The organism is Phenylobacterium sp. LjRoot225, assembly GCF_964252855.1.
Classification (GTDB): Bacteria; Pseudomonadota; Alphaproteobacteria; order Caulobacterales; family Caulobacteraceae; genus Phenylobacterium.
In genome coordinates, this window is sequence record NZ_CAXUPL020000004.1 from 63,971 (window position 1) to 86,846 (window position 22,876).

Annotated in this window: 16 protein-coding genes; 14 read left to right on the top strand and 2 right to left on the bottom strand. The window is 70.8% G+C overall.

Translation table 11 applies throughout. From position 1 onward, the window contains the following. Positions 1 to 12: 12 nt before the first annotated feature. The 8 genes from ACSQ2B_RS20350 to ACSQ2B_RS20385 all read left to right on the top strand — a co-directional run bounded on the left by ACSQ2B_RS20350 (position 13) and on the right by ACSQ2B_RS20385 (position 9,499). A complete protein-coding gene (locus tag ACSQ2B_RS20350; RefSeq protein WP_436052732.1) occupies positions 13 to 1,221 on the top strand; it encodes a hypothetical protein in 1,209 nt (402 codons plus the stop codon). Beyond that, positions 1,221 to 2,168 (top strand): hypothetical protein, encoded by a 948-nt coding sequence (locus ACSQ2B_RS20355; protein ID WP_436052734.1) that lies wholly within the window; start codon positions 1,221 to 1,223, stop codon positions 2,166 to 2,168. The genes ACSQ2B_RS20350 and ACSQ2B_RS20355 overlap by 1 nt, the downstream gene beginning before the upstream one ends. 4 nt (positions 2,169 to 2,172) lie before the next feature. After that, entirely contained in the window at positions 2,173 to 3,576 is a 1,404-nt protein-coding gene (locus tag ACSQ2B_RS20360; RefSeq protein ID WP_436052736.1) for a hypothetical protein, read from the top strand. 154 nt (positions 3,577 to 3,730) lie between these two features. Next, the gene (locus tag ACSQ2B_RS20365; RefSeq protein WP_436052737.1) at positions 3,731 to 4,594 is read left to right on the top strand and encodes a dienelactone hydrolase family protein; all 864 of its coding nucleotides are present in this window, start codon (positions 3,731 to 3,733) and stop codon (positions 4,592 to 4,594) included. Between the two features lie 26 nt (positions 4,595 to 4,620). Then, the gene (locus ACSQ2B_RS20370) at positions 4,621 to 6,327 is read left to right on the top strand and encodes an arylsulfatase (protein WP_436052739.1); all 1,707 of its coding nucleotides are present in this window, start codon (positions 4,621 to 4,623) and stop codon (positions 6,325 to 6,327) included. Positions 6,328 to 6,333: 6 nt separating this feature from the next. Next, positions 6,334 to 7,254, top strand: a complete 921-nt coding sequence (locus ACSQ2B_RS20375; protein ID WP_436052741.1) for an SUMF1/EgtB/PvdO family nonheme iron enzyme — start codon at positions 6,334 to 6,336, stop codon at positions 7,252 to 7,254. Between the two features lie 66 nt (positions 7,255 to 7,320). Beyond that, positions 7,321 to 8,040 (top strand): SIMPL domain-containing protein, encoded by a 720-nt coding sequence (locus tag ACSQ2B_RS20380; protein ID WP_436052743.1) that lies wholly within the window; start codon positions 7,321 to 7,323, stop codon positions 8,038 to 8,040. Positions 8,041 to 8,131: 91 nt separating this feature from the next. Next, positions 8,132 to 9,499 (top strand): sensor histidine kinase, encoded by a 1,368-nt coding sequence (locus ACSQ2B_RS20385; RefSeq protein WP_436052745.1) that lies wholly within the window; start codon positions 8,132 to 8,134, stop codon positions 9,497 to 9,499. Between the two features lie 7 nt (positions 9,500 to 9,506). Here the strand turns inward: ACSQ2B_RS20385 and ACSQ2B_RS20390 are convergent, their stop codons facing one another. Beyond that, the gene (locus ACSQ2B_RS20390) at positions 9,507 to 9,872 is read right to left on the bottom strand and encodes a response regulator (RefSeq protein WP_436052747.1); all 366 of its coding nucleotides are present in this window, start codon (positions 9,870 to 9,872) and stop codon (positions 9,507 to 9,509) included. A 201-nt stretch (positions 9,873 to 10,073) separates the two neighbouring features. On the opposite strand from ACSQ2B_RS20390, the gene ACSQ2B_RS20395 reads away from it, so the two are divergent. After that, positions 10,074 to 10,961, top strand: a complete 888-nt coding sequence (locus tag ACSQ2B_RS20395; protein WP_436052748.1) for a DMT family transporter — start codon at positions 10,074 to 10,076, stop codon at positions 10,959 to 10,961. A gap of 31 nt (positions 10,962 to 10,992) precedes the next feature. On the opposite strand, the gene ACSQ2B_RS20400 is transcribed toward ACSQ2B_RS20395, so the two are convergent. Beyond that, the gene (locus tag ACSQ2B_RS20400; protein ID WP_436052750.1) at positions 10,993 to 11,409 is read right to left on the bottom strand and encodes a DUF6491 family protein; all 417 of its coding nucleotides are present in this window, start codon (positions 11,407 to 11,409) and stop codon (positions 10,993 to 10,995) included. 238 nt (positions 11,410 to 11,647) lie between these two features. On the opposite strand from ACSQ2B_RS20400, the gene ACSQ2B_RS20405 reads away from it, so the two are divergent. The 5 genes from ACSQ2B_RS20405 (at position 11,648) to ACSQ2B_RS20425 (ending at position 22,874) form a co-directional block, all read left to right on the top strand. Beyond that, complete coding sequence (locus ACSQ2B_RS20405; RefSeq protein ID WP_436052752.1) at positions 11,648 to 13,012, top strand: MdtA/MuxA family multidrug efflux RND transporter periplasmic adaptor subunit; 1,365 nt, start codon at positions 11,648 to 11,650, stop codon at positions 13,010 to 13,012. A gap of 100 nt (positions 13,013 to 13,112) precedes the next feature. Next, positions 13,113 to 16,271 carry an efflux RND transporter permease subunit gene (locus ACSQ2B_RS20410; protein ID WP_436052754.1) on the top strand — a complete coding sequence of 1,053 codons (3,159 nt, stop codon included), beginning with the start codon at positions 13,113 to 13,115 and terminating at the stop codon, positions 16,269 to 16,271. Beyond that, positions 16,268 to 19,615 carry an efflux RND transporter permease subunit gene (locus tag ACSQ2B_RS20415; RefSeq protein ID WP_436052756.1) on the top strand — a complete coding sequence of 1,116 codons (3,348 nt, stop codon included), beginning with the start codon at positions 16,268 to 16,270 and terminating at the stop codon, positions 19,613 to 19,615. The genes ACSQ2B_RS20410 and ACSQ2B_RS20415 overlap by 4 nt, the downstream gene beginning before the upstream one ends. Before the next feature lie 4 nt (positions 19,616 to 19,619). After that, a complete protein-coding gene (locus tag ACSQ2B_RS20420) occupies positions 19,620 to 21,095 on the top strand; it encodes an efflux transporter outer membrane subunit (protein ID WP_436052758.1) in 1,476 nt (491 codons plus the stop codon). Between the two features lie 117 nt (positions 21,096 to 21,212). Beyond that, positions 21,213 to 22,874, top strand: coding sequence for a glycosyltransferase family 4 protein (locus ACSQ2B_RS20425; protein ID WP_436052760.1), 1,662 nt, complete (start codon positions 21,213 to 21,215; stop codon positions 22,872 to 22,874). Positions 22,875 to 22,876 lie beyond the last annotated feature (2 nt).

The window sequence follows — 22,876 nt, forward strand, 5'->3', positions numbered from 1 at the left end:
AGGCCCGCCGCGATGACCCTCCAGCAAAGCAAGGCCCGGTGGACCAGCGCCGGCGCACTGGAGTCTGTCCGCCCCCAGGTCCGCGAGGCGCTCACCGCGATCCCGTCCTTTAACCAGATCTCAGAGCCCGAGCGGCGCGAGCTGGCCGCCAATATGGTCAAGGTGCTGTCCTACATCGCCGACCCCAACGCGGTGGTGTCCGAGACGGCGCTGGCGTCCCAGCCGCCGACAGCCCGCGCCCAGGCGGAGGATCCCGTCACCGCCACCAAGCGTCAGCTCTCGCAGAATCCGGGACAGGTGGGGAAGGGCTTCGAGGCCGGGGCTGTCCGCGAGGGCGTCCAGCAGTTCGGCGAGCTGGTGCAGAAGGTCGACTTCCCCAAGTTCGTCGGCGGCCTGATCAAGAACGTCTTCCAGGCCATCGTCGAAAGCTCGATCGAGCAGATGCGGGCCTACGGCGAGCTGATCGCCAACGTCGCCAAGACCGTCGACCAGTTCATGGCCGACAACATCACCCAGGGCGCCGGCCGCGACTACCTGGCCCAGCGCTTCCCCGACGACCTCGGCGTCGACGTGCAGGGCGGCTCGTCGGCCTTCGCCGAGGGAGACGCCGCCGCGCCGGCGCCAACCGCGGCCCTGAAGGTGACGGCTGACGACCCGGAGGTCGCCCTGGCCAAGATCAGCCAGGAGATGAACATCAACCCGCCGATCACCGACCTCTCCGACGCCGACGCCGAGATGCGGCTGGTGACCGCGGCGCGGCTGCAGATGGCGAAGTCGCGCCAGCAGCTACTCTCGTCGATGGTGATGCTGGGCATCAACCGCATCGTCGTCACCGACGGCTCGATCAACGCCAAGGTGGTCTTCTCGATGCGCGCGACGGACACGGCCAAGCGCCACTACACCGCATCGATGTACGACCAGCAGACCCAGCGTCACAAGGAGTCGATCAGCGCCGAATACGGTTCCTGGTACTCGCCGGTCAGCGCCTCGGCGTCGGCTGAGAACGAGCAGACCCACGTGGCCACGGTTGGGTCGGCGGTCGACGACACCAGCGAGTCCAAGGCCGAGGTCAAGGCCCAGCTCTCGGGCGACGTGCGGGTCAACTTCAAGAGCGACTACCTGCCGTTGGAGAAGATGGCGACGCCCGAGATGATGTCGGTGATCCAGGGCAATTCGACGCCGTACAATCCCAACATGCCGGCCAAGGGGGCCGCGCCGTGATGAAAGCGCTCACCGACGCGGATCTGAAGCGCGCGCTGGACGACGCCGGCGCCCTCACCACCCTCGCGCTCGGCTTCGCCGTGGCGCTGGCGGACCTGGGCGACTTCGACCTGCCCGCCGGATCCGAGGCCCGCGTCGACCAGGCCCAGATGCGCGCCCTGGCCAGCCTCTACCTGGCCGCCGACCTGGAGGCGGCCGGGGTCCTGCCGGCGGTGGAGACGCTGGCCGGCCTCGCCCGCTCCGGCGCCATTCCGGGGGACATCGGGCCCGCCGCGCCCCTGCTGCAGGCCTTCTGGAGGGGCCGCAACGAACGGGCGAGCGCCGACGAACGCAGCGCCTTCTACGGCCGGCTGTTCGGCGCCGGGGCTGGGCCGGTCGCCGCCGTCGGGGCCAACATGGAGTTCGAGGACCGCATGCTCGACCTGTGCGAGGCGCTCTTCAAGCTCGACGAGCTGGCGAGCAATTCGACCTACGGAGGCGTCGGCCAGCAGGCGCGGGTGCGCGCCGCGGCCCAGCGGCTGGCCGGCAACCTGGTCGACGCGGGCGGCGGCGTCACCGCCTTCTTCGCCCAGGAGATCTTGCAGTCGTTGCGCGACGCCCTCGCCATCCTGGCCACACCCGCCGTGCGCGCGACCTTGCGGGCCCGCGACACCTGGGAGGCGATCGCCGGCGTCAACCGGTTGTCCGGCGAGCGCACCGAAGATCCGAGCCCCTTCGCCCGGCGCGGCAAGGCGGGCATGATGGTGATCTCCTGGCTGGCCGACGCCGCGCCGATGCTGGCTCAACCCTCCCAGCCGCTGGTCGGCCTCGGCGATCCGGTGATCGCCGCGGCGGTGGAGTGGCTGGAGGCTTCGCTGGCCATCGGGGAGACCGCCCCGGCGCCTGTTCCGCCGACCTCTCCGCGAGCGCCGCAAGCGGCTTCGCCCTGGGCCGCGATCGGAGCCTGAGGCCATGCTGGCGACGCCGATCAGACCGGCCGCCGAAACTCCGTCCCCGGCTGTGCGCGCCGTGGTGCGCGACCTGCTCACCACGTCCCAGGCCTATCAGGATCTCGATCCGGCGACGCGCCGGGAGATCGCCGGCTCCCTGGTGCGCATCTCGTCCACCGCCGCGGCCTTGGCCGATCAGGCCGAAGTCATGCCCCGTCCCATGCTGGCTGCGGCGCAGGATGCGGGACAGACGTTTTCCGGCGTGGCCGCCGACAAGGTGGCCGGAACCACCAAGGCGATCCTCAACGCCGTCTCCTTCCCGCGGTTCGTCACGGAACTGATCAACGGCGTCTTCAAGGCCATGAACGATTCCAACCAGCAGCAGATGGCCTCCTACGTCGAGCTGATCAAGAACGTGGCCGCGACCACCGAGGGCTTCGCCGACGCCAACATCGGCGTGGCCGGCGCGCGCGAGTGGCTGGCCGAACGCTTCCCGGCCACCTTCATGATCCAGGGCGACGAGGACGACACCACCGCCGAGGAGCGGGCCCAGATGACGCCCGAGGAGCGATCCGAATATCAGCAGGAGCGCGACGCCTCCACGCGTCTGCGACTGCGGCCGGGCGCATCGATGCCCACCGAGCAGGCGTTGAAGACCGCATTCGGCCTGGGCCCCGGCGAGAGCGTGCCGTCGGGCGATCCGGAGAGCCTGGTGGGGATCGCCCGCGCCGCCATGGCCAAGAACCGGCAGCAGACGCTGTCGACCATGGTGATGATGGGGCTGCAGCGAATCGTCATCGACTCGGGACGTCTGAACGCGTCCATGCGGTTCCACATCGACACCCACAGCCTGGCGGCGGACGACCGCGGCTCGAGCTTCGACGTCCGCAACGAAACCTCCGCCGAGGTCGGGGCCAAGGTGGGGCCCTGGGGCGTCGACGCCAAGATGAAGAACACCATAGGCTACGTCTCCACCGAGCGGACGCAGAGCACCGAGGAGATGAACACCTCGCTCGATCTGAATTCGTCGGTCGAGCTGATCTTCCACACCGACTATGTGCCGTTGGGACGTTTGGCGGGCGTAGGCGACGTGGACCGGATACGGGTCAACGCCCTCAACCCCGAGGCGGAGGCCAAGATCGCGGCCGACGACCGCCGAGCCCAGCGCGAGTCCCAGGGCCAGGCGGAGCGTGCGCGCGCCGGTCAACTCGACCAGGCCCTGCGGCCCCCCGCGCCCAGTCCTCCCGCCCCGCCGAAACCGGCCGAAAAACCCGCGGTCGACAAGAAGCCGGACGCCCAGGCCCAGACCCCGACCAAGACTCCGCCGGCGGGCAAGACCGACGCAGGCGCAGGCCAGTCCGCCAAGCCGCCCGCCAAGCCGCCGCCCAAGGCGCCCGAGACGCCCAAGGCGCCGGCCAAGGCTTAGGGGCGGTCAGCTCAATTCGGCTTCGGTCGTGATCGCGCGGCGAGCCGAAGCTGGTATCGTCGCAAACGTCCACGTCGCTCCTTAACGGTCAGCATCCCGCGCATTGATCCGGAGCTCGTGAATTGAGCCTTCCCAACGTCGAGGACCATTGAAGATGTGCGACGGTGATCGCCCCGCCTTTGTCCCATACACCGGTCTGACACGCCGCACGTTCGGAGCGCTGGCGACCGCCGCGGCGGCCAGCGGCGCGGCGACCGCCGCCGGCGCGGCTGCGCGGGATGTCGTCGAGCGCGACGTCACGGTGCGCACGGCCGACGGAACCGCGGACGCGGCGTTGTTCCATCCGCAGGGCAAAGGCCAGTGGCCGGGCGTGTTGTTCTGGGCCGACATCAAAGGCTTGCGGCCCGCCATGCGCGACATGGCGCGGCGCTTGGCCTCCTCCGGCTACGTGGTGCTGGTCCCCAATCCCTTCTATCGCTCCGCCCGGGCGCCCGTCGTACCGGCGGATGCGAACTTCCAGGATCCCGCGACGCGGGAGACGCTGACGGGCATGCGACAGGCGATGACGGACGCAGGGGTCGGCGCCGACGCGCGGGCCTATGTCGCGTACCTGGACGCCCTGTCTGAGACCTCGCCGGCCAAGCTCGGCGTGCAGGGCTACTGCATGGGCGGGCCGCTCAGTTTCCGCACGGCTGCGGCGGCTCCCGACCGGATCGGGGCGGTGGCCTCGTTTCACGGCGGCGGCCTGACCACCTCGCAACCGAACAGTCCGCACCTGCTGGTCGAGAGCACCAAGGCCGCCTACCTCGTGGCCGTCGCGCGGAACGACGATCTGAAGGATCCGACCTCCAAAACCATCCTGCGCGAGACCTTCGCCAGGACGCACAAGGTCGCCGTGGTGGACGTCTATGACGGCGACCATGGCTGGTGCGTCGTCGACAGCGCTGCCTACAACCAAGCTGAGGCGGAACGCGCCTGGACCACGCTTCTGGGCGTGTACAAAGCGCACCTGGTCTAGGGCCTGGCGATTTGGGGGAGTCAGCCATGATTCGTAATCTACGGGCGTTCATCCTCGCGCGTCACAGCATGCGCGGGCCGCTGCGGCGGGGGCTGGGGCGCTGGCTGCTCGCGATCGGTCTCTCGCTGGTCGCCGGCGCGACCGCGGCGGCGGCCCCGGCGGCGAAGCGGCCGAACTTCCTGGTGATCGTCGCCGACGACCTGGGCTTCTCGGACCTGGGCGCGTTCGGCGGCGAGATCGACACGCCGAACCTCGACAGGCTGGCGCTGTCCGGCCTGCGGCTGACCGGCTTCCACACGGCTGCGGCCTGCGCGCCGACGCGCGCCATGCTGTTCACCGGCAGCGACAGCCATCGGGTCGGCCTCGGCAACATGCCGGAGTCGATGCAGACCAATCAGATCGGCCAGGTCGGCTACGAGGGCCATCTGCGGGCCGACAACGCGACCCTGGCCGAGCGCCTGTCCGCGGCGGGCTATCGCACCCTCTTCTCCGGCAAATGGCACCTGGGGACGGCCCCGGACCAGGACCCGCACGCGCGCGGCTTCCAGCAGAGCTTCGCCATGCTGCACTGCTGCCACAACCACTTCGGCCTGGGCGCCACCGACGATCCGACGAAGATGCCGGGCTACCGCGAGAATGGGGTGACGGTCAGCCGTCTGCCGGCGGACTTCTACTCCTCGCGCTTCTTCGCCGCGAAGCTGGTCGAGCAGCTGACGTCCAGCAAGGACGGGCCGGACGGGCGCAAGCCCTTCTTCGCCTATCTGGCCTTCACCGCCCCGCACGCTCCCCTGCAGGCGCCGCCTGAGACCATCGCCAAATACAAGGGCCGCTACGACGCGGGCTTCGAGGTCCGGCGCGCCCAGCGGCTGGCGCGCCAGCGGGCGCTCGGCCTGCTCGACCCTGCCGTCGAGCCGCACCGGGTCGTCGACGCGCCGGCCTGGGACCAGCTCACCGCCGACCAGAAGCAGGTCGCCGCGCGCAAGATGGAGATCTATGCGGCCATGGTGGACGAGCTGGACCAGGCGGTCGGCCGGGTGGTGCAGACGCTCAAGGACACCGGCGAGTTCGACGACACCGTCATCATCTTCCTGTCGGACAATGGCGCAGAGGGCCGCGAGGACGCGCGCACCCCCGATCCGCCGGGCCCGGGGCCGAAGTTCGACGCGATGGGGACGGCGCAGAGCTACGTCAACTACGGCCCTGCCTGGGCCCAGGTCGCCACCGCCCCGTCCTGGCGGTTCAAGACCTTCGCCTCCGAGGGCGGGATCCGCACCCCCGCCTTCATCGCGGGTCCGATCGTCAGCAAGAAGGGCGCCGTCGCGGGCGTCTACACCAATGTGACCGACATCGTGCCGACCGTCGTGGAGCTGGCCGGCGCGCCGCTCGAGCCGGGCCGCTTCGCCGGCCGCCAGGTCCAGCCCGTCGACGGGATCAGCTGGACGGCCCTCCTGAAGACCGGCGCGCCGGTCTATCCCGCCGATCGCGCCGTGGGCGCGGAGCTCTTTGGGTCCCGGGCGCTGCGCCAGGGCGACTGGAAGATCACCGACATCGGCGACGGCCGGTGGCGGCTGTTCAACATGGCCGCCGATCCCGGCGAGAACCGCGACCTGTCCGAGGCGGAGCCGGCGCGCAAGGCGGCGCTGCTGAAGGCCTGGGACGCCTATGCCCGCGACGTCCACGTGGTCATGCCCGACCCGCCGCTGCAGCCCACGCCCCGCAAGGCGCCGGAGTAGCCGGTCATGGCTCCGACGTCCGCCGACAGACCGCGACGCCGCTGGGCCGGGCTGTGCGTCGCCGCCCCTTTGCTCGCGCTCGTGCTCGGCGGTGCGGCCAGCCGCCCGACGGCCACCGAGCCTGCCCGCTGCAACGGGCGCGACGCCCGGGTGGCCATCCCGGCGGGCGCGGTGCTCCTGGGCGAGGACGGTCGCGCCCGGCCCGGCCGCACGGTTTCGCTGCCGGCGTTCTGGATTGATCGGCACGAAGTCACTAACCGGCAGTTCGCGGCCTTCGTCCGGGCGACCGGCTACCGCACCCAGGCGGAACGCGAAGGCGGCTCCGCCCTGTTCGTGCAGCCGACGGAGCCCACGCCGCTCGACGACGCGGGCCGTTGGTGGCGGTTCGTGCGCGGCGCCGACTGGCGCCATCCCGCGGGCCCGGGGAGCGACCTCTCGGGCCGGGACAGCCTGCCGGTCGTGCACGTCGATCGCGAAGACGCGCAGGCCTACGCCAGGTGGGCGGGCGGCGCCCTGCCCACGGAGGCGCAATGGGAGCGCGCGGCGCGCGGCGGCCAGGTCGCGCCCGTGGACCCGACGAGCTGGGCCTTCGACGACCAGGGGCGGCCGCAGGCGAACGTCTGGGAGGGAGCCTTTCCCGCGCGCGACACCGGCGAGGACGGCTTCAAGGGGCTCGCGCCCACAGGCTGCTTCCAGCCGAACGACTTCGGCCTGGTGGACATGGTCGGCAACGTTTGGGAGTGGACGGCGGGCGAGGGCGAGCTGGGCCTTGTGAAGGGCGGCAGCTTCCTTTGCGCCTTCAACTACTGCGCCAACTTCCGTCCCGCCGCCTTCCAGGCCCAGGAGCAGGACCTCGGAACCTCGCACATCGGTTTTCGCGTCGCCTACGACCGGGCGGCGCCCGAGGCGGCGAGCGCCAAGCCCTGAGCGCGCGCCGTCCATGGCCCCGACAGCTCCGAAGGGCTAACCTGGCGCGAAATCCGTGAGGCAGAGATGGCCGACAGCCGCATCCTCCCCGCCGCCATCCTGGGCGCCCTCGTGGCCCTCGGCCTGGCGATCGCCGGAGGCCTCGTGGGGAAGGGCGTGGAGAACGCCCGGGTCGGCGACCGCAACGTCACGGTCCGCGGCCTGGCCGAGCGCGTGGTCAAGGCGGACCTGGCGGTGCTGCCGCTCAAATTCGCGGCCGCCGGCGATGATCTGCAGGCGGTGCAGGCCGACATAGACGCCGACACCGCCGCGGTGCGGCGGTTCCTCGCCGCCCAGGGCTACCAGGGGGCGGAGGTCGATCTCGGTCGTCTCGAAGTCACCGACCAGTTCGCGCGCGAATACCAGCAGCAGAATGTCGCCGCGCGGTACCGCGTCGCCCAGACGGTGATCGTACGCACGACCAACGTCGACCGCGTCCAGGCGACGACGCGGCAGCTGGATCAGCTTATTCGCCAGGGCGTGGTGCTGCAGGACTACACCGGACCGTCCTATGTCTTCACAAAGCTCAACGAGGTGCGCCCGGCGATGATCGCCGAAGCCACCGCCAGCGCCCGGACCGGCGCCCAGCAGTTCGCCCGCGACGCCGGCGCTGAGCTCAATGGAATCCGCTCGGCGACGCAGGGTTCTTTCGAGATCCTGGGTCGCGATGAAATCGGCTACGAGGCCGCGGCCCAGGTCTTCAAGAAGCTCCGCGTGGTCACGACCGTCAGCTATCGGCTCCGCTAGGCCGAGGGCTCCCCTGGGGTCCGTTTCATGAACGACGGGCCCGGTGATAGGGTGGCGTGCGGGCGTCTGGCGCCGCTCTGGGCCCGAACAATTGGAAATTTCCGCGGACGATATCGTCGAGACCGTCCGCAGCGCCTTGCTGGTGCTGGACGCGGACCTCACCGTCCATTCGGCGAACCGGGCCTTCTATCGAACCTTCGGCGTGACGCCCGAAGAGTCGATCGGCCGGACCATCTATGACCTCGGCAACGGGCAATGGGACATCCCTGCGCTGCGTCGCCTGCTGGAAGAGGTGATCCCCAAGCAGGAGGTGGTCGAGGCCTACGAGGTCGACCACGTCTTTGAGACGATCGGCCGGCGCAGCTTCGTGCTGAACGCGCGCAAGGTGTTCCGTCCGGGCAATGGCGTCCCCTTCCTGCTGCTGGCGCTGGACGATGTCACCGAGGCGCATGACGCCCGGCTCGACCGGGACCGGGCCTGGGCGCTGGCCGAGACCATCGTCGACACCGTCCGCGATCCGCTGGTGATCCTCGAGGGCGACATGACCGTGGTGCGGGCCAACCGCTCGTTCCTGCAGCTGTTCGACGTGACGGCGGAACAGATCGCGGGGCGCCCGGTCGGCGAGCTCGGAGAGGGTCAGTGGGGCGTCGCGGCCCTGCGCGACCTGCTTCTGCGGGTGGTCCCGGACAGCGAAGCCTTCGACGGCTACGAGATCGAGGACGAATTCCCCGGCCTGGGCCGGCGGATCTTTAAGCTCAATGCGCGGAAGGTCTTCCGCCCGGGCGACCACGTGACCCGGCTCCTGGTCGTGTTCGAGGACGTCACCGAAGCCCGGCTGCTCGAGCGCCACCGCGACGTCCTGGCGGCGGAGCTCGCCCACCGGATCAAGAACAGCCTGCAGATCATCTCGTCCTTCGTGGCCTTCGAGATGCGCCGCGCGGCCGAGCCCTGCGTCGCCGGCTATCGCGCCATGCAGGCGCGGATCGGCGCTGTGTCCGAGCTCTACGACGTGATCTCCCGCTCAGCGGCCTTCGGGCCGGTTCCGGTGGACGCCTATCTCGACGGCATCGCCGCCAGCCTGACGGCCAGCCTGTTGGGGCCGGGGTCTCCAATCGGGATCAGCGTCGCCGCGGAGCCCCTGTCGATCTCCGCCGACCACGCGGTGACCCTCGGCCTGATCGTCAACGAACTGGCGACCAATGCGGTCAAGCACGCCTTCCCGCGGGGCGAGGGCCAGATCGTCCTGGGCTTTGCGCGCCAGGACGGCGAAGTGACCCTCACCATCAGCGACGACGGGGTCGGCCTGGCGGCGGCCGGCGACAGCGGCGGCGCGAAGCTCGGCTCGCGATTCGTCGAGGCCTTCGTCCGGCAGGTGGGCGGAACCCTGTCGAGGGACTCTGGCGCCGACGGCACGACCTTCACGGTCCGCTTGCCGCCCACGGTCCTGGCCGCAGGCTAGACGCCGCCTAAGCGCGGCGCGCGCCTTGGATCGACGCGGTCATCTCGTCGGCCGTGTAGGGCTTGGTGAGGAAGCAACCGTCTTCGGGAACCCGGCGCTCGAGCGAGCGGCCCGAGGTCACCACCAGGCTGATGTTCGGCCACCGGACATGGACGAGCTCGGCCAGCGCCAAACCATCCAGAGGGCCCGGCATGTTGATATCGGTGAACAGAACGCCGACGTCGCTGCGCGATTTCAGCACGTCGAGCGCCTCGTTCGCGCTCGCGGCCTCCACCACCCCGTAGCCCGCGTCCTCCAATCCCTCGGCGGCGACGAAACGAACCATCGGCTCGTCCTCCACAAGCAAGACGAGTATTTTTGCGACGTGATCCATGGGTGCGTAGCACCTGAGCGCCGGGGCGGTTCCATGGCCGCCGAGCGATCGGTCACCGTCCATTGGACTTCACGAAGGTGGAGGTTGAGGCTTGCGGCGCCGGCGCGGGCGCCGCACTGCGGGTCACCGCCGCATCAGTGAAAGACCTTGATCTTGGACATATCGGCCGCAGCAGACGAAAGACGGCGGGGCCTGCAGGGTTTGGCGATTTGCGCGCTGGTCCTCGCCGGTTCCGGGTGGGGGCTGGGCCTGCCGATGGGCAAGCTGGCGCTTCGCGAGATCGATCCGGCGCACATGGTGCTGCTGCGCTTTGCGGTGGCCGCGGTCGCCGCGGCGCCCTTCGCCTTCGCGCGGCGCGAGACCCGCGCCCTGTTCCGTTCGCCGGCGGTGCTCGCGGCGGGCGCGCTCTACGGCCTGGGGTTCGTCATGCAGTTCGAGGGGCTGGCCGGGGTCAGCGTCACGCTGGCGGCCCTGCTGGTGGGGGTGATGCCGGCGCTGATCGCCATCTGCGCCAAGCTGATGGGCGAGCGGCTGAACCGGCTGGTCTGGATCGGGGTGGTGGCCGCGACCCTGGGGGCGGCGCTGATCGCCGGCAAGCCCGACGGCGCAGGCACGCCCTTCGGCATCTTCCTGTCGCTGGCGTCGCTGTTCGTTTTTCTGGGCTGGCTGATCGCGCTGAAGCGCACCCCGAAAGGACCGACCGTCATGGCGATCCCGGCGGTGATCATCGTCGTGGCCGCCGTGACCATCCTGCCGATCGCCCTCGTGCTGCACGGCGTCCCGCAGCTGGCCATGAGCCCGACAGCCTGGACCGGGATCGTCGGCCAGGGCCTGTTCTCGACCCTGCTGGCCACCGCGGCCTGGCAGTATGGATCGACCCGCGTCGGCAGCGCCACGGCCGGCGTCTTCATCAACATCGAGCCGCTGCTCGGCGCCACGCTCGGCGTGCTGGCGTTCGGCGACCACCTGCATCTGGGCCTGGCCGTCGGCGGGGCGCTGATCCTGATCGGCAGCTTCGTCGTGGTGCTGGGCGAGAGCGCCACGCCGCCGGGGACCCTGGCGCACGACGCCCCGGCGACACCGGGCTAGGTCAGATCCGCGAGAGGGCCTCCGCGAGCCCCTACGGCAGTTCCTTGCGCGGGATGGCGGCGATCTCTTCGGCCGAGAGCTTGCGCAGGCCGCGGGCGATCAGCGGTTGCCGGAAGCCCTGGTGGTCGGAGATCGCCAGGTTGAGGTCGAGCGGCGAGCAGATCCAGTTGGAGCCCCGCACGGTGTTGACCAGGAACTGGTCGCCGTACCGTCGCGCATGCGATCCGGGCGTCAGGTCGACGCGATAGATGTCCCTGACGTTGACGCGAAGGTAGAGGGCGTCGCCGTCCGCCGTCGTGCTCCAGCCGCTCCAGCTGCTGCTGGCGAAACAGCTGCTCTTCGACTTGGCCGGGGCCTCAGTCGAGGCGTGGGCGAGGGGAGCGGCGAGCCCGCCAAGGGCTATGGCGGCTGCGATGGCCGAGGCGAGGCGAATGAGACGTGTCCGCATGGGGATTCTCCGCGAGACTCCGGGATCTAGGCGCGCGCCGGGCGACGGCAAGGGACAGAAGGATCGATCACGCAGATTTTGCGCGCCTTGACCGTATTTGTCATGCCTGCCGTCGCCCCGTCCGGCGACGCCGCCGTCACAGGGCCTTGGCGATCGCTGCGTACGAAGCGCCGGAATCGAGGGGCTGGTGCGTTCTTAGTGCTCGAGCTTCGGTGTTCCGCGGGTTTTTGGAGGCATGATGGACGATCTGGTCGCTGACCGGCGCCTGAAGCGCGACAGCAAGGTCGCGTCGAGGCGGCCCTGGATCATCCTGCTCGTCCTGGTCCTCCTGGGGCTGGCGGTCTGGGGCGCCTGGACGTTGGCGCAGAACGCCCAGAGCGGCGGGAGCGGAGGTCCGGGCGGCGGTCCCGGCGGCTTCGGCCGGCGCGGCGGCAGGCCTGCAACCACCGTCGGCGTCGCGACAGCCAGCCTTGCCGACATTCCGGTGACGCTCGACGCCCTGGGCACGGTGACGCCGGTCGCGACCGCGACCGTGACGCCGCAGGTCGGCGGGACCATCACCCAGATCCTGTTCCGCGAGGGCCAGATGGTGAAGCGCGGCCAGGCGCTGGCGGTGATCGACCCGCGGCCGCTGGAGATGGCGCTGCTGCAGGCCCAGGGGACGCTGACCCGCGACGAGGCCCAGCTCGCCAACGCCCGGCTGACGCTGGGCCGCTACCGCACCCTGCTCGCCCAGGACTCCATCGCCCGCCAGGAGGTCGACACCCAGGCCGCGACGGTGAAGCAGCTGGAGGGCACGGTGATGACCGACCGGGCCGCCGTCGGCACGGCCCGGCTCAACCTCGGCTATTCGCGGGTCGTCGCACCCTTCGACGGCCGCGTCGGCCTGCGCGCGGTGGACGTGGGCAATGTGATCGCCGCCAACAGCACGACCGGCATCGTCGTGGAGACCCAGGTGGCGCCGATCGACGTCCAGTTCACCGTGCCCCAGGACCAGGCGCCGGAGATCATGGGCCTGGCGGCGCGAAGCGCCCTGCCGGTCACCGTGCTCGACCGCACCAAGACCAAGGCCCTCGCCACGGGGACCTTCGCCACCCTCGACAACCAGGTCGATCCGACCACCGGCACGGTGCGGGCCAAGGCGCGCTTCGCCAACGGCGACGCGGTCCTCTTCCCCAACCAGTTCGTCAATGTGCGGGTCACGCTGAACACCCTGCAGAAGGCGGTGGTCGCCCCGCTGACGGCGCTGCGCACCGGACCGAACGGCGACTACGTCTGGATCGTCAAGACGGACCAGACCGTAACCATGCGCCAGGTGAAGCGCGGCCAGACCACGCCCAGCCAGGTCGTCATCCTCTCCGGCCTTTCGGCGGGCGAGAAGGTGGTGACCGAGGGCGGCGACCGGTTGACCGAAGGCGGCAAGATCATGTTGCCGGGCCAGACCCGCAACAGGCGCAGCGGCGGCAAGCCGGGTGAGGCCGGCGCCCCGGCGAGCCGCCCGCGGCCTGGCCGGAGATGCAGGCGGCGCGCGCGGCGATGCGCCAGGCCTGCGCCGGCGACCTGCAGACGCTGTGCGCCGGCGCCGAGGGTCGCGAAGCGATGACGTGCCTGCGCGACAAGGCCGACCAGGCGAGCGCGGCGTGCAAGGCGGCGCTCGCCAAGGCGCCCCGCCGAGGCCTAGGCGGCGGCGCGGGTCCCGGCTGATGTCGGAACGCCAAGATCCGCGACCGCCGCAGGCGCTTCCGCCCCTCGGCGGCGGGCCGTCGCGGCCCTTCATCCTGCGGCCGATCGCGACCTCGCTGCTGATGGTGGCGATCGTTCTCGGCGGGCTGGTGGGGATGCGGCTGATGCCGCTCGCGGCCCTGCCGCAGGTCGACTACCCGACCATCCAGGTGCAGACCCTCTATCCGGGCGCCAGCCCCGATGTGATGGCCCAGACCGTCACCGCCCCGCTGGAACGGCAGTTCGGCCAGATGTCCGGCCTGTCGCGGATGAGCGCGGTGAGCTCCGCCGGCGCCTCGGTCGTCACCCTGCAGTTCGACCTGTCGGAGAGCCTCGACGCCGCCGAACAGGAGGTCCAGGCGGCGATCAACGCGGCCAACGCCCTGCTGCCGGCCGACCTGCCGGCGCCGCCGGTCTACGCCAAGGTCAACCCCGCCGACGCCCCGATCCTGACGCTGGCCGTGACCTCCGACGCCATGCCGCTGACCGAGGTGCAGAACCTGGTGAACACCAACCTGGCGCAGAAGATCAGCCAGGCGCCGGGCGTGGGCCTGGTGACGCTGAGCGGCGGCCAGCGGCCGGCCGTGCGCATCCAGATGGACACCCAGGCGCTGGCCGCCCGGGGGCTCAGCATGACCACGGTGCGCACCGCCATCACCGACGCCAACGCCAATGCGGCGAAGGGCAGCATCGACGGCCCGCTGCGCGCCTACGCCATCAACGCCAACGACCAGCTGCTGACCGCCGAGGACTACAAGACCCTGGTCGTCGGCTACAGGAACGGCGCGCCGGTGCGGCTGTCCGACGTCAGCCAGGTGGTGGAGTCCGCCGAGAACGTGCGGCTGGCGGCCTGGGCCGGGATGACCCCGGCGATCATCCTCAACGTCCAGCGCCAGCCGGGCGCCAACGTCATCGCCACCGTCGACGCCATCAAGAACCGGTTGCCGGAGCTGACCGCCGGCCTGCCGGACTCGGTGAAGGTGGCGGTGCTCTCCGACCGGACCACCGGCATCCGCGCCAGCGTCCACCACGTCGAGCTGGAGCTGTTCCTGGCCGTGGCCCTGGTGGTCGCGGTGATCTTCCTCTTCCTGCACAGCGTTCGCGCCACCGCGATCGCCAGCCTGGCGGTGCCGGTCTCGCTGATCGGCACGCTGGGGGTGACCTACCTGCTGGGCTACAGCCTCAACAACCTCAGCCTGATGGCGCTGACCATCGCCACCGGCTTCGTCGTCGACGACGCCATCGTCATGCTGGAGAACATCTCGCGGCACGTGGAGGCGGGCGAACGCCCGTTCGAGGCGGCGCTGAAAGGCGCCAAGCAGATCGGCTTCACCATCATCTCGCTGACGGTCTCGCTGGTCGCCGTGCTGATCCCGCTGTTGTTCATGCAGGAGGTGGTGGGCCGGCTGTTCCGCGAGTTCGCCGTGACCCTGGCGATCACCATCCTGATCTCGGCGGTGGTGTCGCTGACGCTGACGCCGATGCTGGCGGCGCGCTGGCTGAAGCCCGGCGACCAGACCGGGGACAGCGCGCTCGCCCGCAGATCCCAGGCGCTCTTCGACAAGCTGCTGGGCCACTACGACAGCGCCCTGATCTGGGTGCTCGACCGGCAGCGGGCCACCCTGGCGGTGGCGGTCGGCACGGTGGTGCTGACGGTCCTGCTCTATCTCGTCATGCCCAAGGGCCTGTTCCCGACCCAGGACACCGGCCAGCTGCAGGCGCGGGTCGAGGCGACGCGCGACATCTCCTTCAGCCGCATGAGCCAGCTGCAGCAGCAGGTGGCGGGCGAGATGCTGAAGGACCCGGCGGTGGAGAGCCTGAGCTCGCTGGTCGGCGTCGACGCCTCGGCCAACAGCATGCTGCACACCGGCCAGATGCTGATCAATCTGAAGCCGGACCACGGCTCCCAGGCAAAAGTCATCCAGCGTCTGCGCGAGCGCGCCGCCAACGTGCCGGGCGCGACCCTCTATCTGCAACCCACCCAGGACCTGACAATCGACTCCGAGACCGGGCCGACCCAGTACCGGCTGTCCGTGGAAGGGGCGAACACCCAGGAGGTGCAGAACTGGGCGGCCAAGCTCACGGCCAGGCTGGCGACCGTAAAGCAGCTGCGCAACGTCTCCACCGACGCCCAGGCGACGGCGCCGGCCATCTACGTCGACCTCGACCGGGACACCGCCGCCCGGGTAGGCGTTAGCAGCTCCTCGGTGGACGACGCCCTCTATTCGGCCTTCGGTCAGAGGATCGTCTCGACCATCTTCACCGAGACCAACCAGTACCGGGTGATCCTGGAGGCCCAGCCGGGCCTGGCGGCGACGCCGGAGGGCCTCGGTCAGCTGCAGATCCCGACCTCGAGCGGGACCACGCCGCTCAGCGCCATCGCCACCATCCGCGAGGCGCCCGCGCCGCTGCAGGTGACCCATGTGGCCCAGTTCCCGGCCGCCACGGTCAACTTCGACACCGCCCCCGGCGTGGCCCTGGGCGCGGCGGTCGACGCCGTGCGCAAGGCGGCCGCGCAGCTGGAGATGCCGACCTCGGTCAGCATCAAGATGCTGGGCGCGGCGGGCGCTTACGAGACCTCGCTCGGCAACACCCTGTGGCTGATCCTGGCGGCGGTGGTCTGCGTCTACATCGTGCTGGGCGTCCTCTACGAGAGCTACATCCACCCGCTGACCATCCTCTCGACCCTGCCGTCGGCGGGCGTCGGCGCCCTGCTCGCCCTGCTGCTGACCGGCCATGAGCTGGGGGTCATCGCGATCATCGGCCTGATCCTGCTGATCGGCATCGTGAAGAAGAACGCGATCATGATGATCGACTTCGCCATCGACGCCGAACGCAACCAGGGCAAGAGCCCGCGCGAGGCGATCCACCAGGCGGCCCTGCTGCGCTTCCGGCCGATCCTGATGACCACCATGGCGGCCCTGTTCGCCGCGGTGCCGCTGATGATCGGCCTCGGCGAAGGGGCGGAGCTGCGCCGGCCGCTGGGGATCGCTATCTTCGGCGGGCTGATCGTCAGCCAGCTGCTGACCGTCTTCACCACCCCGGTGATCTACCTGGCCTTCGACCGGCTTGCGCCGCTCCGGCGGCGGGCGGGGGCGGCGGACGGCGAGCCGGAGCCTCGCCCGGAGCTGGGGACGTGAACCTCTCGGCCCCCTTCATCCGCCGGCCGATCGCCACCATCCTGCTGACGATCGGACTGGCGCTGGCGGGAACCGCGGCCTTCTTCGTCCTGCCGGTCGCGCCCCTGCCGAACGTCGACTATCCGGCGATCTCGGTCAGCGCCAGCCTGGCCGGGGCCAGCCCGGACACCATGGCGTCCAGCATCGCCACCCCGCTGGAGCGGCGGCTGGCGGTGATCTCCGGCGTCAACGAGATCACTTCCCAGAGCTCAACCGGATCGAGCCGGATCAGCCTGCAGTTCGACCTCGCCAAGAACATCGACGTGGCCGCGCGCGAGGTGCAGGCGGCGATCAACGCCGCGCGCGTCGACCTGCCGGCCACGCTCCGCTCCAACCCGACCTACCGCAAGCGCAGCGCCGCGACCCAGCCGGTGATCATCCTGGCCCTGACCTCGGAGAGCCGCACGCCCGGCCAGATCTACGACGTCGCCAGCAACGTCCTGCAGCAGCGGCTGAGCCAGTTGGACGGGGTGGGCGAGGTGGAGATCGGCGGCTCCTCCCTGCCGGCGGTGCGGGTCGAGCTCCTGCCGTTCGCGCTGAATTCCTACGGCCTGTCGGGCGAGGACGTGCGCGCCGCGGTCCAGGCGGCCAGCGCCAACCGGCCCAAGGGCGCCGTCGACGAGGGCGCCCGGCGGCTGCAGATCTACACGCCGAAGGCCGGGCGCCATGCGGCCGACTATCAGGACCTGGTCATCGCCTGGCGCAATGGCGCGCCCGTGCGGCTGAAGGACGTGGCCCAGGTCACCGACAGCGTTCAGGACGAACGGACGCTGGGCCTCTTCAACGGCAAGCCGGCCATCGTGGTGCTGGTCACCCAGCAGGCTGGGGCCAACGTCATCAAGACGGTGAACGAGGTCCGGGCCGAGCTGCCGATGCTGCGGGCGGACCTGCCCGGCGACGTGACCCTGCAGGTCGCCTCCGACGCGACATCCTCGATCCGCGCCTCGCTGCACGAGATCGAGATGACCCTGCTGATCTCCATCGTCCTGGTGGTGCTGGTGGTCAGCGCCTTCCTGCGCAGCGGCCGGGCGACGGTCATTCCCGCGGTCGCCACCGTGGTCTCCCTCCTGGGGACGTTCGGGGTGATGTACCTGCTGGGCTTTTCGTTGAACAACCTCAGCCTGATGGCGCTGACCGTGGCGACCGGCTTCGTCGTCGACGACGCCATCGTCGTCCTGGAGAACACCAGCCGCCACCTCGAGGCCGGCATGGACCGCGCCAAGGCCGCCCTGCTGGGCGCGCGCGAGGTGGGCTTCACCGTGCTGTCGATCAGCGTCAGCCTGGTGGCCGTCTTCATCCCGCTGCTGTTCATGGGCGGCCAGGTCGGACGGCTGTTCCGCGAGTTCGCGATCACCCTGTCGGCGGCGGTGCTGATCTCCCTGGTGATCTCGCTGACCACCACGCCGATGATGTGCGCCCTGCTGTTGCGCCCCGAGTCGAGGCGCCGCCCGCCGGGCCGAATCGCGCGCGCCTTCGAGGCCGGCTGGGAGCGGATCCTGCGCGCCTACGCCGTCAGCCTGGACTGGGCGCTGGGCGCCAAGCCGCTGATCCTGCTGGTCCTGGCGGTGGTGATCGGCCTCAACGTCTTTCTCTACATGGCCGCGCCGAAGGGCTTCTTCCCGCAGCAGGACAGCCGTCGGCTGAACGGCGGCCTGCGCGCCGACCAGAGCATCTCGTCCGAGGCCATGGGCAAGAAGCTGCGGCAGATCGAGCGGATCATCCGCCGCGACCCGGCGGTGGACACGGTGGTCGGCTTCACCGGCGGCGGCCGTGCGGGCGGCGGCTTCTTGGCCGTCCAGCTCAAGCCGCCCTCCGAGCGTCCGGGGGTGAAGGGCCAGGACGTGATCCAGCGCCTGCGGCCCCAGCTCAGCCGGGTGACCGGCGTCTCGCTCTTCCTCAATCCGCAGCAGGACGTGCGGATGGGCGGACGCATGGGCAACGCCACCTACCAGTACACGCTCATGGCGGACAACGACGCGGACCTCGCCGCCTGGACGGTGAAGCTGGCCGATGCGCTGAAGTCGGATCCGCGGCTGACCGACATTGACAACGACGTGCAGGACAATGGGGTCGAGGCCTTCGTGAACATCGATCGCGACACGGCTTCGCGGCTGGGGATCTCGCCGCGCGACGTCGACAACGCCCTCTACGACAGCTTTGGCCAACGCCAGATCGCGACCATCTACGAGGACATCAACCAGTACAGCGTGGTGCTCGAGAACGCTGACGTCTACAGCCAGGGCCCCGAGGCCCTGACCGCGGTCAACGTGCCGACCAACGGGACCACGACGACCTCGCGCCAGGTCAGCCAGGCGCCGCCGGAGAAGGTGTTCCAGCCGATCGCCCGCAGCACGCCCCTCGCCAGCTCCAGCGGAACGATCGCCGATCCCTTCCCGCAGATCGGCGCGAGCGCCGCCAGCAGCGACTCCGCCTCCACGGCGACGACGACCAGCGAGACGACGGCCAATCCGGGGCTGCGCGACTCGGCGAGCGGGCAGGGGATCAGCACGAGCGCCAGCCGCATGGTTCCGCTCCCGGCGCTGGCGACCTTCTCCGAACGGGCGAGCCCGGCCAGCGTCAATCACCAGGACGCCCAGCTGGCCGCGACCATCTCCTTCAACCTGGCGCCCGGAAAATCCCTGAGCGACGCCGAGGCCGCCTTCGCCGAGGCGGAGGCGCAGATCGCCATGCCGGCCAACGTCCGCGGCGGCTTCCAGGGGACGGCCCGCAGCTTCCAGGCGCAGATGAGCGAACAGCCGGTGCTGATCCTGGCGGCGCTGGTCACGATCTACATCGTGCTGGGCGTGCTCTACGAGAGCCTGGTCCACCCGCTGACGGTGCTCTCGACCCTGCCCTCGGCGGGAGTCGGCGCGGTGTTCGCCCTGTTGCTGTTCCAGATGGAGTTCTCGATCATCGCCCTGATCGGGATTTTTCTGCTGATCGGCATCGTCAAGAAGAACGCCATCCTGATCATCGACTTCGCCCTGGAAGCGCAGCGCGCGCGCGGCCTGTCGGCCACCGAGGCGGTGCGCGAGGCCTGCCTGCTGCGGTTCCGGCCGATCCTGATGACCACCCTGGCCGCCGGCCTGGGCGCCCTGCCGCTGGCCATCGGTTTCGGCGAGGGCTCGGAGCTGCGCCAGCCCTTGGGCGTGGCGATCATCGGCGGCTTGATCGCCAGCCAGCTGCTGACCCTGCTGACCACCCCTGTCGTCTACATCTACCTCGATCGTCTGCGCCCGCGCCGGCGCGACGAGCGCTTCCTGAGCCGGAGCGGCGGGCCCAGGCCCGCCCCGGCCAACGGGTGACCGCATGCTGAACCGTCTCGCCAGAAGCCTGATTTCCGGCGCCGCGGCCGCCGCGCTCTGCGGCTGCGCCGTTGGGCCCGACTACGTCCGCCCGTCGATCCCGGTCGCGCCAGCTTACAAGGAGCAGGCTGGCGAGGCGCAGGTCGCCACGGAGCCGGGCTGGAACCCGGCCCGGCCGGCGGACCTCGCTCCGCGCGGCGACTGGTGGGCGCTGTTCAACGACGCGACGCTGAATGGACTGGAGGCGCGCGTCGCCGTCTCCAACCAGAACGTCGCCGCTGCAGAGGCCGCCTATCGCCAGGCCGAGGCCCTGGTGCGAGAGCAGCGCGCCGCCCTCCTGCCGACCCTCGACCTCAGCGGCGGGGCGACCCGCTCCGGCGGCGGCAGCGGCAGCGGCGGCACGGTCGTCAGCTCCGGCGGCGGGACCGTCGTCACCAGCGGCGGCGGCTCGCGCAGCACCTACCGCGCCAGCGTCGGCGCCTCCTGGGAGGCCGACGTCTGGGGCCGTATCCGGCGGGGGGTGGAGAGCGCCCGCGGCTCGGCCCAGGCCAGCGAGGCCGACCTCGCGGCGGCGAAGCTCTCGGCCCAGGCGACGCTTGCGGCCAACTATTTCGACCTGCGCCAGACCGACCTGCAGATCGCCCTGCTGCAGCAGGTGACGGATGGCTACAAGCGCGCCCTGCAGATCACCCAGAACCGCTTCAACGCCGGGATCGCCCCGCACAGCGACCTCTTGCAGGCGCAGAGCCAGCTGGCCTCCGCCCAGGCCGATCTTGCAGACCTGTCGAGCACCCGCGCCGCCTTCGAACACGCCATCGCCGTGCTGGTCGGCGAGACGCCGGAAAGCTTCAGCCTGGCCGTCGATCCGAGCTGGAGCGCGGCGACCCCCGACATCCCCGCAGGCGTGCCCTCGACCCTGTTGCAGCGCCGGCCCGACATCGCCGCCGCCGAGCGGCGGGCGGCCGCGGCCAGCGCCCAGATCGGCGTCGAGACCGCCGCCTGGTTCCCGAGCCTGACGCTCACGGGCTCCTACGGCTTTTCGGCGAGCGCGCTCGGCAAGCTGTTCAGCGCCTCGACCAGCGTCTGGTCCCTCGGCGCCTCGGCGGCCCAGACCCTGTTTGACGCCGGGGCCACGCGCGCCCGGGTCTCGGGCACACGCGCGGCCTATGACCAGTCCGTGGCCGAGTACCGGCAGACCGTGCTGGCCGCCTTCCAGGATGTGGAGGACCAGCTGGCGGCGCAACGCGCGCTCGCCGCTCAACACGCGCTGCGCCGCCAGGCCGCCGAAGCCTCCGAGCAGGCCGCGACCATGATGCTCAACCAGTACAAGGAAGGGCAGGTGGCCTACACCGACGTGGTCACCGCCCAGGCCACGGCGCTCACTGCGCGACGCACCTTTGTTCAGACGACCGCGGCGCGGCAGACCACGGCGGTGGCTCTGGTGCAGGCGCTCGGCGGCGGCTGGACCGCGCCGTTCTGAGCAGATGCTTTCCGGCGAGGCGGGCGCAGGTCTGAACGCCTCTCCCCGCGTGCGGGGAGAGGGCTCGACTGCCTCGCTCCCCTTGGGCCCAGCTACGTCGCCGTGTTAAGCGGGGGCGTGACTCCCGCAATCCTCTTTGACGCCGACGGCTATGTCCTCGACGGCCCCAAGCTGATGGGGCGCCAGGCCGCCGGCCATGGCTTCCTGCGCGCCGCGGTGCGCGGCCACGCCGGCCGGCCGATCCACGCGCTGACCCCCCACCGTGCGGCCGCCGAGAAATTCCGCGACGTGGTGCTGGGGCTCGATCCGAGGGCTCAGCCGCGCTGGGTGCCCTCCTCCCGGCTGGCCGGCGTCGCCGATCGCGGCGTCCTCTATCGGCCCGACGCCAACATCGTCACCCACGCCCGCGAGCGCCTGCGGATCGGGGCGGAGCGCTACAGCGTCTGCGGCGTGACGCACACCCTGTCGTCCCACGGACCGGCGGAAGCCCTTGCGGACATGGTCGCCGGGCCGGTGATGCCGTGGGACGCCCTGATCTGCACCTCGACCGCAGCGCGGACCTTCGTCGAGCACCTGCTTTCGGAACAGGAAGACTATCTCGCCTGGCGCTTCGGCCAGCGGCTGGCGACGCCGCGACCGCAGCTGCCGGTGATCCCGCTGGGGGTCCACTGTGAGGATTTCGCCTTCACCGAGGCTGACCGCGCCGCGGCGCGCCTGCGCCTCGGCCTGGCGCCGGACGAGGTCGCGGCCCTGTTCGCCGGGCGGCTGACCTTCAACGGCAAGATCCACCCCTTCCAGATGTACACGGCCCTGGAGCAGGCGGCGCGCGCCACCGGGCGCAAGCTGGTGCTGATCCAGGCCGGCCGCTTCCCGAACGCGGCCATCGAGCAGGCGTACAGGAGCGCCGTCGTCCAGTGGGCGCCCAGCGTGCGGGCGGTGTTCGTCGACGGCGGCGATTTCCAGCTGTTCGCCAGCGCCTGGCGGGCGTCGGACATCTTCGTCTCGCTGTCGGACAACATCCAGGAGACGTTCGGCATCACCCCGCTGGAGGCCATGGCCTGCGGCCTTCCGGTGCTGGTCAGCGACTGGAATGGCTACAAGGACACGGTGCGCGACGGGATCGACGGCTTCCGCATCCCGACCTGGGCGCCGGCGCCGGGCGCGGGCGCGGAGATGGCGCTCGACTTCGAGACCTTCACCCACAACTACGACTATTTCCTGTCGCGCACGAGCACGGCGACGTCGGTCGAGGCGCAGCCGCTGCTGGAGCGGCTCACCGGCCTGGTGGAAAGTCCTGAACTGCGTCGCAGCCTCGGCGAGGCCGGTCGCGCCCGGGCGCGGGGCGAGTTCGACTGGGCCGTGGTCTACCGGCGCTACGAGGAGCTATGGCGCGAGCTCGGCGAGATCCGCGCCCGCGGGGCGGCCGAACCGGCGCTGCGGCTTCAGGCGGCGCCCAAGGCCTCGCCGATCCGCCCCGATCCCTTCACCGCCTTTGGCCACTATCCGACCCATCACGTCGGTCCGGCCACCCGCGTGCGCGCCGTCGCGCGCGCCAACGGCAAGACCTATGCGACGCTTGTCGCCCATACCATGCACCAGGGGTGGCGCTCGGAGCCCGAGCTGGTCGGACGCACGCTGGCGGCCTGCGGCGGCGAGGGGACCACGGTCCAGCGCCTGGCCGAGCTGCTGCGCGAACCGGTTCCGGCGGTGCTCGAGCGGGTGGCCCGGCTGGCCAAGCTGGAGCTGGTCATTCTCGCGCCCGGCGAAGGGGCCGACTGAGG

Bases quoted from the DNA above. Each gene is read 5' to 3' on its own strand.
- ACSQ2B_RS20350 (WP_436052732.1), top strand. From the start codon at position 13: ATGACCCTCCAGCAAAGCAAGGCCCGGTGGACCAGCGCCGGCGCACTG.
- ACSQ2B_RS20420 (WP_436052758.1), top strand. From the start codon at position 19,620: ATGCTGAACCGTCTCGCCAGAAGCCTGATTTCCGGCGCCGCGGCCGCC.
- ACSQ2B_RS20400 (WP_436052750.1), bottom strand. From the start codon at position 11,409: ATGCGGACACGTCTCATTCGCCTCGCCTCGGCCATCGCAGCCGCCATA.
- ACSQ2B_RS20410 (WP_436052754.1), top strand. From the start codon at position 13,113: ATGTCGGAACGCCAAGATCCGCGACCGCCGCAGGCGCTTCCGCCCCTC.
- ACSQ2B_RS20365 (WP_436052737.1), top strand. From the start codon at position 3,731: ATGTGCGACGGTGATCGCCCCGCCTTTGTCCCATACACCGGTCTGACA.
- ACSQ2B_RS20355 (WP_436052734.1), top strand. From the start codon at position 1,221: ATGAAAGCGCTCACCGACGCGGATCTGAAGCGCGCGCTGGACGACGCC.
- ACSQ2B_RS20360 (WP_436052736.1), top strand. From the start codon at position 2,173: ATGCTGGCGACGCCGATCAGACCGGCCGCCGAAACTCCGTCCCCGGCT.
- ACSQ2B_RS20380 (WP_436052743.1), top strand. From the start codon at position 7,321: ATGGCCGACAGCCGCATCCTCCCCGCCGCCATCCTGGGCGCCCTCGTG.
- ACSQ2B_RS20405 (WP_436052752.1), top strand. From the start codon at position 11,648: ATGGACGATCTGGTCGCTGACCGGCGCCTGAAGCGCGACAGCAAGGTC.
- ACSQ2B_RS20370 (WP_436052739.1), top strand. From the start codon at position 4,621: ATGATTCGTAATCTACGGGCGTTCATCCTCGCGCGTCACAGCATGCGC.
- ACSQ2B_RS20375 (WP_436052741.1), top strand. From the start codon at position 6,334: ATGGCTCCGACGTCCGCCGACAGACCGCGACGCCGCTGGGCCGGGCTG.
- ACSQ2B_RS20390 (WP_436052747.1), bottom strand. From the start codon at position 9,872: ATGGATCACGTCGCAAAAATACTCGTCTTGCTTGTGGAGGACGAGCCG.